This window comes from Streptomyces sp. NPDC030183, assembly GCF_055573455.1.
Genome location: NZ_JBVIBK010000013.1, coordinates 214,340 through 228,080, shown reverse-complemented (window position 1 = coordinate 228,080; position 13,741 = coordinate 214,340). Strand labels below are relative to the sequence as shown.

Here is a 13,741-nt window from a genome sequence, read left to right as displayed (position 1 = left end):
GCCGACCCACCCACACCCGCCCCACTGCCGCATCCCCCCGGTAGGGTCGGCGCCACAAGGACGTTACTGATCGGTAAGGGGAAGGCGGGTCTACATGAAGCTCGGGATCAACCTCGGCTACTGGGGCGCCGGGATGGACGGGGACAACCTGGCCGTGGCCCAGGAGGCCGACCGCCTCGGCTACGCGGTGTGCTGGGCGGCGGAGGCGTACGGCTCGGACGCCGCCACCGTGCTGAGCTGGGTCGCCGCCAAGACCGAACGCATCGACGTGGGCTCGGCCATCTTCCAGATCCCCGCCCGCCAGCCGGCGATGACCGCGATGACCGCCGCGACCCTGGACTCGCTCTCCGGCGGCCGGTTCCGCCTCGGCCTCGGGGTCTCCGGGCCGCAGGTCTCCGAGGGCTGGTACGGCGTGAAGTTCGACAAGCCGCTCGCCCGCACCCGCGAGTACGTCGAGATCATCCGAAAGGCGATGACCCGCGAGCGTCTGTCGCACGAGGGCGAGCACTGGACCCTGCCGCTGCCCGGCGGGCCCGGCAAGCCGCTCAAGCTCACCGTGCACCCCACCCGCGAGCACATCCCGCTGTACATCGCGGCGATCGGCCCGAAGAACCTGGAGCAGACCGGCGAGATCGCCGACGGCGCGCTGCTGATCTTCCCGTCCGCCGCGCACCTGGAGGACACGGCCGTCAAGTACCTGCGCGCCGGCCGCGAGAAGGCGGGCAGGACCCTCGACGGCTTCGACGTGTGCCCGACGCTGCCGATCGCCGTCGGCGACGACAAGGACGTCGCGACGCTCGCCGACACCTTCCGCCCGTACACCGCGCTGTACGTCGGCGGCATGGGCAGCCGCAAGCAGAACTTCTACAACCAGCTCGCCCAGCGCATGGGCTACGAGAAGGAGGCCGCCGAGATCCAGGACAAGTACCTGGGCGGCGACAAGGCCGGCGCCGCTGCCGCCGTCCCGCACGAGCTGATCGACCAGACGACGCTGCTCGGCTCCGTGGAGCGCGTCGCCGACCGGATGAAGGCGTACGCGGAGGCCGGTGTCACCACCCTCACCCTGGCCCCCGCGGGCTTCACGCTGGACGAGCGGATCGCCTCGCTGCGGGCCGGCACCGAGGCCCTGGAGCGGGCCGGACTCGCCTGACGGGAGCGGTCGGCGCCCACGCCGACCCAGGAGAAGCACCACGGCCGTGGTGGGGGCTCGGGGGTCCTCCCCGCCACGGCCGTCACGGGGGACAACGCGGCAGCGGCCCCTTGGTTACGCGTCCTCGCCGCCCTGTCGTCCTTCGTTTGGCGGATTTGTCCGACACAGCTGTTGCCCGGCTCCTGGTACCCCATTTGACTCGATCTTCAGGGTCCTGCAGAGAGGTGCCTCAGATGCTTTCGGCCAAGAGCCTGTTCCAGGAGATCATCGACGACGACGAGTCGTTCCGGCTGTTCTGCTCCATCGCCGCCAGCGGGGAGTCGCAGGGCGGCTGGGAGAACGCGCGCATCGCCGCGCTCGTCCCGGAGAGCGAGCGCGCGCTCGCCCCCCGGATCACCCGCCACGGCGCGGACGAGGACAAGCACGGACGGATCTTCAACGCCCTCATGAAGAAGCGCGGCCTCGAACCCGCGCCGGTCCCGCCGGAGACCGACTACACGATGCTCCTGGAGCGCCACGGCATCGGTCTCGCCCACGAGAAACTCAAGGCCGACCAGCCCCTCACGGTGCGGGACATCATCGTCTACCTGTCCCACAGCCGCGTCACCGAACAGCGCGCCTCCGAGCAGATGGTGATGCTCCGCAAGCACTTCGCCGACCACCCGGAGATCGGCAGGGCCGTCCGGATGATCTCCGACGACGAGGACAACCACCTCGCGTACACCCACGAGGAACTCCTGCGCTTCGCCGCCGCCGGACACGGCCGCCTCATCCAGCGGACGCTGCGCGAGTGCGCCCTCGCCGAGATCGCCGTCTACCGGGACGTCAGCCTCGCCGTGATGGCCCACATGGGGCGCGTCCTCGGCTGGCCCAGGGCCAAGTCCGCGCTGCTCGCGGCGGGCATCCACGCGGTGTACGCCTACGAACGGGTCCTCGGCTGGCGCCGCATGGTCACCCTGGAGATGCCGGAACGCCGCGACGCGCTCGGCGGACCGGCGACCGCGGCGCCCGAGTTCGCCTGAGCCCGGGCGCCGCCGTGGGCACGGCGGCAGCCGGGTCACAGCCAGCCGCGCCGCTTGAACAGACGGAACACCAGCACCTCCAGCACGGCCGTCACCGCGATCAGCGTCGGATACGACCACTCCCAGCGCAGTTCGGGCATGTGCTCGAAGTTCATGCCGTAGATCCCCGCGACCATCGTGGGGATCGCCGCCATGGCCGCCCAGGCGGAGATCTTCCGCATGTCGTCGTTCTGCCGGACGCCCGTCTGCGCGAGATGCGCCGAGAGGATGTCCGACACCAGCCGGTCCAGGCCCTCGACGGACTCGTTCACACGGGTCAGGTGGTCACCGACGTCGCGGAAGAAGGGCCGGGCCTGCTCGTTCACGAAGGGCACCGCGGCGCTGCTCCCGCCCTGGCCGGAGAGCCGGGTGACGGGCGCGGCGAGCGGGCCGGTGGCCCGGCGGAACTCCAGCACCTGGCGCTTGAAGGTGTAGATGCGCGACGCCGTGTTCCGCGAGCCGCCGACGTCCGGGGAGAAGACCTCTGCCTCCAGCTCCTCCAGGTCCGTCTGGAGCTCGGTGGCCACCTCCAGATAGTGGTCGACCGTGGCGTCCGTGATCGCGTACAGCACGGACGTGGGCCCCTCGCCCAGCAGCTCCGGCTCCTGCTCCAGACGGCGCCGTACGACGTTCAGCGGCGAGCCCTCGCCATGGCGGACGGTCACCACGAAGCCGTCACCCAGGAACACCATGATCTCGTCCGTGCTCACCGTGTCCCCGGCCGGCTCGTACACGACCGGCTTGAGCACCATGAACAGCGAGTCCTCGTACACCTCCAACTTGGGCCGCTGGTGGGCCTTCAGGGCGTCCTCGACGGCCAGCGGATGCAGCGCGAACTCCTCGGTGACGAGGGCGAACTCCTTCTCCGTCGGCTCGTGCAGACCGATCCACACGAAACCGCCCGAGGCGCGCGCCGCGGCCAGGGCGTCGGAGAGGTCGTCGGGACCCTCGGTGCGGTGGCCGTCGCGATAGACGGCGCAGTCGACGATCACGGGGAGTTCCTTTCTCGACGGTGGAGCCGCCGGAGGGGCGTCTAGGCTGGGCCGCATGCCCACGTTGATCCTTGTCCGGCACGGCCGGTCCACCGCCAACACCGATGGGGTGCTCGCCGGGTGGACGCCCGGCGTCGCCCTCGACGAGCGCGGCACCGCGCAGGCCGCGGCACTGCCCGGCCGTCTCGCCGGGCTGCCGATCTCCGAGGTCGTCACCAGCCCCCTCCAGCGCTGTCAGGAGACGATGCGCCCGCTCCTGGACGCCCGGCCCGAGCTGAGCCCGCACACCGACGACCGCATCGGCGAGTGCCACTACGGCGACTGGTCCGGCCGCAAGCTCGCCGAACTCGCCGACGAGCCGCTGATGCAGGTCGTCCAGGCGCATCCGACGGCCGCCCAGTTCCCCGGCGGGGAGTCCATGCGGGAGATGCAGCACCGGGCGGCGGAGGCGGTACGGGAGTGGAACGCGCGCGTGGAGCGCGACCACGGAGAGGACGCCGTGTACCTGATGTGCTCGCACGGCGACATCATCAAGTCGCTCGTCGCGGACGCACTCGGACTTCATCTGGACCTCTTCCAGCGGATTTCTGTCGAACCGTGTTCCATCACCGCGATCCGTTACACACGACTGCGGCCGTTTCTCGTCCGCCTCGGCGACACCGGGGACTTCGCGTCCCTGGCGCCGCGGGAGGAACCCCCGAGCGGTGACGCCGCCGTAGGGGGCGGCGCGGGAGCACCGTGATCGTCAACCGCAGTAGGGTGAAGCGGTCGCGACAGCGCTGAACCCGTCAGCAGCCGGAGCGACCGGTCCCGACGTCGATTCCAATGGAGACAGGACGTGTCCCGTCAGGTGTTCCTCTACGACCCCCCGGACCGCTTCGTGGCCGGTACGGTCGGGCTGCCCGGGCGCCGGACCTTCTTCCTGCAGGCCTCGTCAGGGCAGCGGGTCACCAGCGTGTCCCTGGAGAAGACCCAGGTCGCCGCGCTCGCCGAGCGCATGGACGAACTGCTCGACGAGGTCGTCCGGCGCAGCGGCGGCAGTGCCGCGGTCCCCGCCGTCGCCCCCACCGAGGTCTCGGACACGGCACCGCTGGAGACCCCCATCGAGGAGGAGTTCCGCGTCGGCACCATGGCGCTGGCCTGGGACGGCGACGAGGAGCGCATGATCGTCGAGGCGCAGGCCCTCGTCGAGCTGGACGCCGACTCCGAGGAAGACCTCGCCGAGGCCGAGGAGCGGCTGCTCCAGGACGAGGAGAACGGCCCGCCGATGCTGCGCGTCCGCCTCACCGGCGCGCAGGCCAGGGCCTTCGCCAAGCGCGCCCTCGACGTCGTCAACGCGGGACGCCCGCCGTGCCCGCTGTGCAGTCTGCCGCTCGACCCGGAGGGACACGTATGTCCGCGCCAGAACGGATACCGCCGCGGGGCGTGACCTCCGACGGGCGGGCCCCGGCCGCCGAGCCGCTGACCGAGTTGCTGGCCGAGGGCGAGCTGACCGTGCGCGGCCAGGTGCGCGAGGCGTCCAACGCGGTCCTGTACTGCTCGGTCTCGTACGGGGGACGCGAGGCCGCCTGCGTCTACAAGCCCGTCGCCGGCGAGCGCCCGCTGTGGGACTTCCCCGACGGGACGCTCGCACAGCGCGAGGTCGCCGCGTACGAGGTGTCCGAGGCGACCGGGTGGGGGCTCGTGCCGCCCACGGTGCTGCGGGACGGGCCGTACGGGCGGGGCATGTGCCAGCTGTGGATCGAGGGGGTGCCCGGGTCGGAGCTGCTCGCCCTGGTGGACGGTGTGGAGGCGGGGGAGGGCTGGAAGGCGGTCGGGTTCGCGGAGGTCGGCGACGGTGAGACCGCCCTCCTCGTCCACGCCGACGACCGGCGGCTGCGGCGGCTCGCCGTCCTCGACGCCGTCATCAACAACGCCGACCGCAAGGGCGGCCATCTCCTCCCGGCCGCCGAGGGCCGGCTCTACGGCATCGACCACGGCGTGACCTTCAACGTCGAGAACAAGCTGCGGACCCTGCTGTGGGGGTGGGCGGGGGAGCCCCTGACGGACGAGGCCGTCGACGTGCTGAAACGGTTGCGGGACGCGCTGGCCGACGGCGGGGCACTGGCGGCGAGGCTGTCGGCCCTGATCACCGCGGCCGAGCTGGACGCCACGAGGGAGCGGGTCGCCGCCCTCCTGAGGACCGGCCGCCACCCGGAACCGAGCGGGGAGTGGCCCGCGATCCCGTGGCCGCCGGTGTGAGGGAGCCGGTGTGAGGCGGCCGGTGTGAGGCAGCCGGTGTGAAGGCGGCGCGGCCGCGGCCGGCTCCCGAGCCGTCGGCCGCCCCCGGCTTAACCCCGGAGAGATCGGGTTAGGCTCGTGGCATGTATGCCTGGCCCGCTTCTGAGGTCCCCGTCCTGCCCGGCAAGGGCCGCGACCTGAGGATCCACGACACCGCGACCGGCGGTCTGGTCACCCTTGACCCCGGTCCCGTCGCCCGTATCTACGTCTGCGGTATCACCCCGTACGACGCGACCCACATGGGTCACGCGGCGACCTACAACGCGTTCGACCTGGTTCAGCGCGTGTGGCTCGACACCAAGCGGCAGGTTCACTACGTCCAGAACGTCACCGACGTCGACGATCCCCTGCTGGAGCGGGCCGAGCGCGACGGCATCGACTGGGCGGCCCTCGCCGAGAAGGAGACCGCCCTCTTCCGCGAGGACATGACCGCCCTGCGGATGCTGCCTCCGCGGGAGTACATCGGCGCCGTCGAGGCCATCCCGGGCATCGTCCCGCTGGTCGAGCGGCTCCGCGACGCGGGCGCCGCGTACGAACTCGAGGGCGACATCTACTTCTCCGTCGAGTCCGACCCCGACTTCGGCAAGGTCTCCGGCCTCGACGCCGCCGCGATGCGGCTGCTGTCCGCCGAGCGCGGCGGCGACCCGGACCGGCCCGGCAAGAAGAACCCCCTCGACCCGATGCTGTGGATGGCCGCCCGCGAGGGCGAGCCCAGCTGGGACGGCGGTTCCCTCGGACGGGGCAGGCCCGGCTGGCACATCGAGTGCGTCGCCATCGCCCTGGACCACCTCGGCATGGGCTTCGACGTGCAGGGCGGCGGCTCCGACCTCGCCTTCCCGCACCACGAGATGGGCGCCTCCCACGCCCAGGTGCTGACCGGCGAGTTCCCGATGGCCAAGGCGTACGTCCACGCCGGGATGGTCGCGCTGCACGGCGAGAAGATGTCGAAGTCCAAGGGCAACCTCGTCTTCGTGTCCCGGCTGCGCCGGGACGGGGTCGACCCGGCGGCCATACGGCTCGCGCTCCTCGCCCACCACTACCGGTCCGACTGGGAGTGGACCGAGCAGGTCCTCGAGGACGCCGTCGCCCGGCTGGGCCGATGGCGTGCCGCCGTGTCCCGGCCCGACGGGCCGCCCGCCGAGGCGCTCGTCGAGGAGATCCGCGAGGCCCTCGCCGACGACCTCGACGCCCCGTCCGCGCTCGCCGCGGTCGACCGCTGGGCCGAACTGCAGCAGGAGCGGGGCGGCACGGACGAGGGGGCACCCGGTGTCGTCTCACGCGCCGTGGACGCCCTCCTCGGCGTGGCCCTGTGAAGTAACGACTCTGCACAGACGGCACAGAAGTGATCCGCCGTCGCAGATGTCACGGCGGGACGCCGGTTTCGCCGTACTGGGGCGCCCTCTCCGGACGGAGGGGGCGCCCCTCGGCGCGCGAGGAGGTGCACGCCTCGGCGCCGCTCGGTGGTGTCGAGGGCGCTGTCATGGAGCTGTCGAGGCCCTGTCGGTCGGTTCTCGAAGGCTGCGGGGGCGGTCGGCATGTGATGGGGTGACAGACGTCAGTCACGCCGGACCGGCCAGCTGCCGGTCCCTTCGTGGAAGGGACGCACAGTGGCACCCCCGCACCCCCCGCACTCCTCCACCCCCTCCTCCGAACCCCTGCTGAGCAGGCGCGGACTGCTCACGTCATCGGCCGCCACCGCGGGCGCCCTGCTCGTAGGGGCCTCGGTCGCCGGGGCCGCGACCAACACCGGGACAGCCGCGACGGCCAACGGGACAGCCGTGACGGCCAACGGGACCGCCGTGACGGCCGGGAGGACCTGGCCGGACGTCATCCCCCTCCCCAACGGCTTCCGCCCCGAGGGCATCACCATCGGCGGCGGCCCCTACGCCTACCTCGGCTCCCTCGGAGACGGCTCCCTCTACCGCGCCGACCTGCGCACCGGGCAGGGCCGGATCATCTCCGCCGGGCCGGGCACCCCCTCCGTCGGCCTCGAACTCGACGGACGGGGACGGCTGTTCGTCGCCGGACGCACCCAGGGCGCCCGCGTGGTGGACGCGCGCACCGGCGCGATCCTCGCGTCGTACCCGCTCACCGCGAGGACGCCCACCTTCGCCAACGATGTGTTCCTGACCCCGCGGGCGGCCTGGTTCACCGACTCGTTCCAGCCGGCGCTGCACGCGCTGCCGCTCGGCCGCCACGGCGAGCTGCCGGACCCGGACGACGTCGTGACGGTCACCCTGCGCGGCGACTGGAGGCAGACGCCCGGCGAGGTGGTCAACGCCAACGGCATCACCCGCACCCCCGACGGCAAGGCACTGCTCGTGGTGCAGTCCGGCGCCGGGGGCCTGCACCGGGTCGACCCGAAGACCGGCGTCACCCGGCTCGTCGACCTCGGCGACTCCGCGCCCCTCACCAACGGCGACGGCCTGCTGCTCCTCGGACGGCGGCTGTACGTCGTACAGAACCGTCAGAACGCGATCGACGTGTTCAAGCTCGCCGCCGACGGCCGCTCCGGCACCTTCGAGGGCCGTCTCACGGACCCGGACTTCGATGTGCCGACGACCGTCGCCGCGTACAAGAACCGCCTGTACCTGCCCAACGCCCGCTTCACCACGACACCGACGCCGGACACGACGTACACGGTCGTCGCGGTGGAGCGCTGACCGGGCGGCCGACAGGCCGCCGAGCCCGTCGAGGTCCTCCGTACCCCGCGCTCCCCGTGCCCTCTTCCAGGGTGCGGGGAGCGCGGTGACGGCCTCTCGTGGGCCGGGGGATCAGTCCTCCGACGACTCGTCGTCCTCGCTGCCCGGCCGCTGGGACTTGGGCGGTCGCGTACGGCCACCGGGGTTGTCCTTCGGGTTCCACGTGCCGGGCCCGCCGTCGCCCCCGTCGGCCGTGGCGTGTCCGCCGGTCGAACCGGTGGGGCCGCCGTCGCGGCGCCGCAGATACCGCTCGAACTCCCGGGCGATCGCCTCACCCGACGCCTCGGGCAGCTCCGCGGTGTCCCGGGCCTCCTCCAGCGTCTGCACGTACTCCGCGACCTCGCTGTCCTCGGCGGCCAGCTGGTCCACGCCGACCTGCCAGGCGCGCGCGTCCTCGGGCAGCTCGCCGAGCGGGATGCGCACGTCGATCAGGTCCTCCAGACGGTTGAGGAGGGCCAGCGTCGCCTTCGGGTTGGGCGGCTGCGACACGTAGTGCGGCACCGCGGCCCACAGCGACACCGCCGGGACCCCGGCGTGCGTGCACGCCTCCTGGAGGATGCCGACGATGCCCGTGGGGCCCTCGTACTTGGTCTCCTCCAGATCCATCCGCCGGGCGAGATCCGGGTCCGACGTGACCCCGCTGACCGGGACCGGACGTGTGTGCGGGGTGTCGCCGAGCAGCGCGCCCAGGATCACCACCAGCTCCACTCCCAGCTCATGGGCGAAGCCCAGCAGCTCGTTGCAGAACGAGCGCCAGCGCATCGACGGCTCGATACCCCTCACCAGCACGAGGTCGCGGGGCTTCTCGCCGCCGACCCGCACCACCGACAACCTTGTCGTCGGCCAAGTGATCTTGCGTACGCCGCCGTCCAGCCACACCGTGGGCCGGTTCACCTGGAAGTCGTAGTAGTCCTCGGCGTCCAGCGCCGCGAACACCTCGCCCTTCCACTCGCGGTCAAGGTGCGCGACCGCGGTGGAGGCGGCGTCGCCGGCGTCGTTCCAGCCTTCGAACGCGGCCACCATGACTGGGTCGATCAGCTCGGGAACCCCCTCCAGCTCGATCACCCAGCGCCTCCTTCCGACGTGCCCTCGCGTACGCCCCAACCTTACGGCGTGCCCAGGGGGCCTTCGCAGCCCCCTTGCACGGGGGAGTGAACGGATCAATGCCCCGTTCGCGCGGCCACAACACGCGCCGCCCGCCGGGCGCGAGTGATCAACGCCTCACAGCGACGACCGCAGCCACTGCTCGACGCTCGCGATGTGGACCGTCGCCCAGGAGCGGGCGGCCTCGGCGTCGCGGTCGCGGAGGGCGGCGAGGATGGCGCGGTGTTCGTGGAGGGTGCGGCTGACGGCGTCCTCCTGGGTGAGGCCGCGCCAGACGCGGGCCCGGGTGGTGGGGCCCGACAGGCCGTCCAGCAGGGAGCAGAGGACGGAGTTCCCGGAGCTCCGCACGATGCCCTTGTGGAACTCCAGGTCGCCTGCGACCAGTTCCTCCACCGACGGATCGTCGCCCAACTTGTCCAACTGGGCCCCCAGCGCGTCCAGTTGCTGCTCGCTGATGAGCAGGGCCGCCATCGCCGTGGCGGCCGGCTCCAGGATGCGGCGCACGGCGAGGAACTCCAGGACCGTGTCGTCGCGGTGGAAGTCGACGACGAAGCTCAGCGCCTCCAGCAGGAGCTGGGGGTCGAGGCTCGTCACATACGTGCCGTCGCCCTGCCGTACGTCCAGGATGCGGATGAGGGACAGGGCGCGCACCGCCTCGCGCAGGGAGTTGCGGGACAGTCCCAGATCGGCGGCGAGCTCGCTCTCCTTCGGCAGCCGGTCGCCCGGGCGCAGCGCCCCGGAGACGATCATGTCCTTGATCTTCTCGATCGCCTCGTCGGTGACTGCCATGGCGCCCGCCCCTCTCGGTGGTTCCCAGTCCGCTCAGACATCCGATGTCTCAGACCATTATGGCCCCGCGTCAGGGAGACGTTCCCGGGACGGCGCCGACGCCCGCCCCGCCCCCGGTGTCCGGCCCCTGGGGTGATCACGCGGCCCGGTGTGCGGGAGGTACGGGGTGGGGACGCGGGCGGGGCGGGGATGCGGATACGACCGGCGCGCACCGACGAGGCGGCCCCGCCCACACCGAAGGGGCGGCCCCACCGATGTGGTGGGACCGCCCCCTCGTGGTCCGGCCCCGGAGCGGAAGGGGCCGTTTCCCGGCCGGTCCGGCCGCGGTCAGGGGAGGAGGCCGGTCCGGCAGGCGGGTCTACTTCTTGTCGAGCAGGTCCTGGACCTTCGCGCGGACCTCGTCCGTCGCCAGACCCCGGATCGTCAGCGTCGTACGGCGGCGCAGCACGTCGTCGGCGGTCTCCGCCCACTCGGTGTCACGGGCGTACACGACCTGCGCCCAGATCTCCGGCGCGTCGGGGTGGACCCGCTCGGCCAGCTCCGGGTTGTCGTTGGCGAGACGGGCGATGTCGAAGGCCAGCGAACCGTAGTGCGTGGCCAGGTGCCGCGCGGTGTCGGCGCCCATGCGGGGGCCCGGCGCCGGGCGGTCGGTGAGCAGCCGGTGCGCGACCGCCCGCGGGTTGGCGATGCCCGGCAGCGGCAGCTTCCGCGGCAGCGTGGCGACCGGCTCGAAGTCCTCGCCCAGCGGGTGGCCCGGCAGGGTCTCCAGCTTCTTCATGATGGTGCGGCCGATGTGCCGGAACGTCGTCCACTTGCCGCCCGCGATGGACAGCATGCCGCCCCGGCCCTCGGTGACGACCGTCTCCCGCTTCGCCTTGGCGGTGTCGCCGGGGCCGCCCGGCAGCACCCGCAGACCCGCGAAGGCGTACGTGATCAGATCACGGTCGAGCTGCTGGTCCCGGACGGAGAACGCGGCCTCGTCCAGGATCTGGGCTATGTCCTTGTCGTTGACGGCGACGTCCGCCGGGTCGCCCTCGTACATCTCGTCCGTGGTGCCCAGCAGGAGCATGTCCTCCCACGGCAGGGCGAACGTGATGCGGTACTTGTCGATCGGGGTGGCGAGCGCGGCCTTCCACGGGGAGGTCCGCTTCAGCACCAGGTGCGCGCCCTTGGACAGCCGGATCGACGGGGCCGCGTTCGGGTCCTCCATCCGGCGCAGGTGGTCCACCCACGGGCCGGTCGCGTTCAGCACCAGCCGGGCGCTCACACCGAACTCGTCGCCGGAGAGCCGGTCGCGCAGCTCGGCGCCGGTCACCCGGCCCTTGGTGAAGCGCAGCCCGGTGACCTCGGCGTGGTTCAGCACCACCGCGCCGGACTCGACGGCCGCGCGGACCGTCATCAGCGCCATCCGGGAGTCGTTCATCTGACCGTCGCCGTACACGGCCACGGCCTTCAGGTTCTCGGTGCGCAGCTCGGGCACGTCCTGCGCGGCCTTCGCCGGCGACAGCAGGTGCCCGACGCCGTCACCGAACGCCGACAGCGCGGAGTAGGCGAAGACGCCCGCCCCGAGCTTCGCCGCGCCGTGCGGCCCGCCCTTGTACACGGGGAGGTAGAACGTGAGCGGGTTCGCCAGGTGGGGGGCCACCTGGCGGGAGACCGCACGGCGCTCGAAGTGGTTCTCCGCCACCAGCTTCACCGCGCCGGTCTGCAGATAGCGCAGACCGCCGTGGAGCAGCTTGGAGGAGGCGGAGGAGGTGGCGCCGGCGAAGTCACCGGCGTCGACCAGCGCCACCCTGAGCCCGGACTGCGCGGCGTGCCAGGCGGTGGAGATGCCCAGGATGCCGCCGCCGATCACGAGGAGGTCGTACGACGCCTTGGAGAGCTGCTCCCGGGTCTCGGCTCGGCTCGGGTTCGAGCCGGACGCCGGGCGCGTCCCCAGGGCTGGCAGGGCTTGCAGGGTGGACTGACTGGTCATGTCGGGTTCTTACTCCTCATCAGAGCCGGTACCGGAGCCTTCGCGGGTCCGGCTCAGCTCTCGTCCTCGAGCCAGCCCATGGTCCGCTCGACGGCCTTGAGCCAGCTCTTGTACTCACGGTCGCGGGTCTCCGCGTCCATACGGGGGGTCCACTCGGCGGCCCGGCGCCAGTTGGCGCGCAGGTCGTCGGTGCTGGTCCAGAAGCCGACGGCGAGACCGGCGGCGTAGGCGGCGCCGAGGCAGGTCGTCTCGGCGACCATCGGACGGACCACGGGGGCGTCCAGGAAGTCCGAGAGGGTCTGCATCAGCAGGTTGTTGGAGGTCATGCCGCCGTCGACCTTGAGGGCCGCGAGCTCGACCCCCGAGTCCTTGGTCATGGCGTCCGTGATCTCACGGGTCTGCCAGGCGGTGGCCTCCAGGACGGCGCGCGCGAGGTGCGCCTTGGTGACGTACCGGGTGAGGCCGGCGATCACACCGCGGGCGTCGGAGCGCCAGTACGGGGCGAAGAGACCGGAGAAGGCCGGTACGAAGTACGCGCCGCCGTTGTCCTCGACGGAGAGCGCGAGCGTCTCGATCTCGGCGGCCGTGGAGATGAGCCCCATCTGGTCGCGCATCCACTGCACCAGCGAACCGGTGACGGCGATCGAGCCCTCCAGCGCGTACACCGGGGCCTGGTCGCCGATGCGGTAGCCGACCGTGGTCAGCAGGCCCGAGTACGAGTTGATGATCTTCTCGCCGGTGTTCATCAGCATGAACGTGCCGGTGCCGTAGGTGGACTTGGCCTCGCCCTCGGAGAAACAGGTCTGGCCGAACAGGGCCGCCTGCTGGTCGCCGAGCGCCGAGGCGACCGGGATGCCACCGAGCAGGTCGCCCAGCTTGCCGCCGCTGATCTCGCCGTAGACCTCGGCGGAGGAGCGGATCTCCGGGAGCATCGCCAGGGGCACACCGATGGACTCGGCGATCTTCGCGTCCCACTCCAGGGTGTGGAGGTTCATCAGCATGGTGCGGGAGGCGTTGGTGACGTCGGTGTAGTGCTTGCCGCCGTTGACACCGCCGGTCAGGTTCCAGATGACCCAGGTGTCCATGGTGCCGAAGAGGATGTCGCCGGCCTCGGCGCGCTCGCGCAGGCCCTCGACGTTGTCCAGCAGCCAGCGGGCCTTCGGACCGGCGAAGTAGGAGGCCAGCGGCAGGCCGGTCTCACGGCGGAAACGGTCCTGCCCGACATTGCGGCCGAGCTCCTTGCACAGGGCGTCGGTGCGGGTGTCCTGCCAGACGATGGCGTTGTGGACGGGTTCACCGGTGTTCTTGTCCCAGAGCAGCGTGGTCTCGCGCTGGTTGGTGATGCCGATGGCCTTGATGTCGTCACGGGTGATGCCGGCCTTCTGGATGGCCCCGGCGACGACTTCCTGGACGTTGGTCCAGATCTCGTTGGCGTCGTGCTCGACCCAGCCCGGCTTCGGGAAGATCTGCTCGTGCTCCTTCTGGTCGACGGAGACGATACGGCCGTCCCGGTCGAAGACGATGCAGCGGCTGGAGGTGGTGCCCTGGTCGATGGCGGCGATGAACGGGCCGGCGGTGTGGGCGTCGGTCACGGTGTGCTCCTGAAAGTCAACTGGTCGAAGGGCGGTACGTACGGCGCGTGCCGGGAGTCGGGTGACACCCGCGGCTCGTCGCTCGTAGGCGTGCTC

At 71.7% G+C, this 13,741-nt stretch carries 12 protein-coding genes; 7 read left to right on the top strand and 5 right to left on the bottom strand.

The features are described 5' to 3' along the window. Nucleotides 1-94: 94 nt before the first annotated feature. Both ACZ4Z2_RS18075 and ACZ4Z2_RS18070 read left to right on the top strand, forming a co-directional pair. Nucleotides 95-1,150, top strand: coding sequence for an LLM class F420-dependent oxidoreductase (locus ACZ4Z2_RS18075; RefSeq protein WP_468077059.1), 1,056 nt, complete (start codon nt 95-97; stop codon nt 1,148-1,150). Between the two features lie 233 nt (nt 1,151-1,383). Beyond that, nucleotides 1,384-2,172: a ferritin-like domain-containing protein gene (locus ACZ4Z2_RS18070; protein WP_468077057.1), complete on the top strand. Its 789-nt coding sequence runs from the start codon at nt 1,384-1,386 to the stop codon at nt 2,170-2,172. Nucleotides 2,173-2,207: 35 nt separating this feature from the next. Here the strand turns inward: ACZ4Z2_RS18070 and corA are convergent, their stop codons facing one another. Then, a complete protein-coding gene (corA, locus tag ACZ4Z2_RS18065; RefSeq protein ID WP_468077055.1) occupies nt 2,208-3,203 on the bottom strand; it encodes a magnesium/cobalt transporter CorA in 996 nt (331 codons plus the stop codon). Nucleotides 3,204-3,258: 55 nt separating this feature from the next. Here corA and ACZ4Z2_RS18060 point away from each other — a divergent pair, with 55 nt between their 5' ends. From ACZ4Z2_RS18060 to ACZ4Z2_RS18040, 5 genes are all read left to right on the top strand, one after another. Then, entirely contained in the window at nt 3,259-3,945 is a 687-nt protein-coding gene (locus ACZ4Z2_RS18060; RefSeq protein WP_468077053.1) for a histidine phosphatase family protein, read from the top strand. A gap of 96 nt (nt 3,946-4,041) precedes the next feature. After that, nucleotides 4,042-4,632, top strand: coding sequence for a DUF3090 domain-containing protein (locus ACZ4Z2_RS18055; protein WP_468077051.1), 591 nt, complete (start codon nt 4,042-4,044; stop codon nt 4,630-4,632). Then, entirely contained in the window at nt 4,596-5,444 is an 849-nt protein-coding gene (locus ACZ4Z2_RS18050; protein WP_468077049.1) for an SCO1664 family protein, read from the top strand. Before ACZ4Z2_RS18055 ends, ACZ4Z2_RS18050 begins: the two co-directional genes overlap by 37 nt. A gap of 122 nt (nt 5,445-5,566) precedes the next feature. Further along, nucleotides 5,567-6,796, top strand: a complete 1,230-nt coding sequence (gene mshC / locus ACZ4Z2_RS18045; protein WP_468077047.1) for a cysteine--1-D-myo-inosityl 2-amino-2-deoxy-alpha-D-glucopyranoside ligase — start codon at nt 5,567-5,569, stop codon at nt 6,794-6,796. Nucleotides 6,797-7,090: 294 nt separating this feature from the next. After that, nucleotides 7,091-8,146, top strand: coding sequence for an SMP-30/gluconolactonase/LRE family protein (locus tag ACZ4Z2_RS18040; RefSeq protein ID WP_468077045.1), 1,056 nt, complete (start codon nt 7,091-7,093; stop codon nt 8,144-8,146). 111 nt (nt 8,147-8,257) lie between these two features. On the opposite strand, the gene ACZ4Z2_RS18035 is transcribed toward ACZ4Z2_RS18040, so the two are convergent. The 4 genes from ACZ4Z2_RS18035 to glpK all read right to left on the bottom strand — a co-directional run bounded on the left by ACZ4Z2_RS18035 (nt 8,258) and on the right by glpK (nt 13,645). Then, nucleotides 8,258-9,250: a PAC2 family protein gene (locus ACZ4Z2_RS18035; RefSeq protein ID WP_468077043.1), complete on the bottom strand. Its 993-nt coding sequence runs from the start codon at nt 9,248-9,250 to the stop codon at nt 8,258-8,260. Between the two features lie 156 nt (nt 9,251-9,406). After that, entirely contained in the window at nt 9,407-10,078 is a 672-nt protein-coding gene (locus tag ACZ4Z2_RS18030) for a FadR/GntR family transcriptional regulator (RefSeq protein WP_468077041.1), read from the bottom strand. A gap of 358 nt (nt 10,079-10,436) precedes the next feature. After that, nucleotides 10,437-12,053, bottom strand: a complete 1,617-nt coding sequence (locus ACZ4Z2_RS18025; protein WP_468077039.1) for a glycerol-3-phosphate dehydrogenase/oxidase — start codon at nt 12,051-12,053, stop codon at nt 10,437-10,439. A 53-nt stretch (nt 12,054-12,106) separates the two neighbouring features. Then, nucleotides 12,107-13,645 carry a glycerol kinase GlpK gene (glpK, locus tag ACZ4Z2_RS18020; protein ID WP_468077037.1) on the bottom strand — a complete coding sequence of 513 codons (1,539 nt, stop codon included), beginning with the start codon at nt 13,643-13,645 and terminating at the stop codon, nt 12,107-12,109. Between the last annotated feature and the right edge of the window lie 96 nt (nt 13,646-13,741).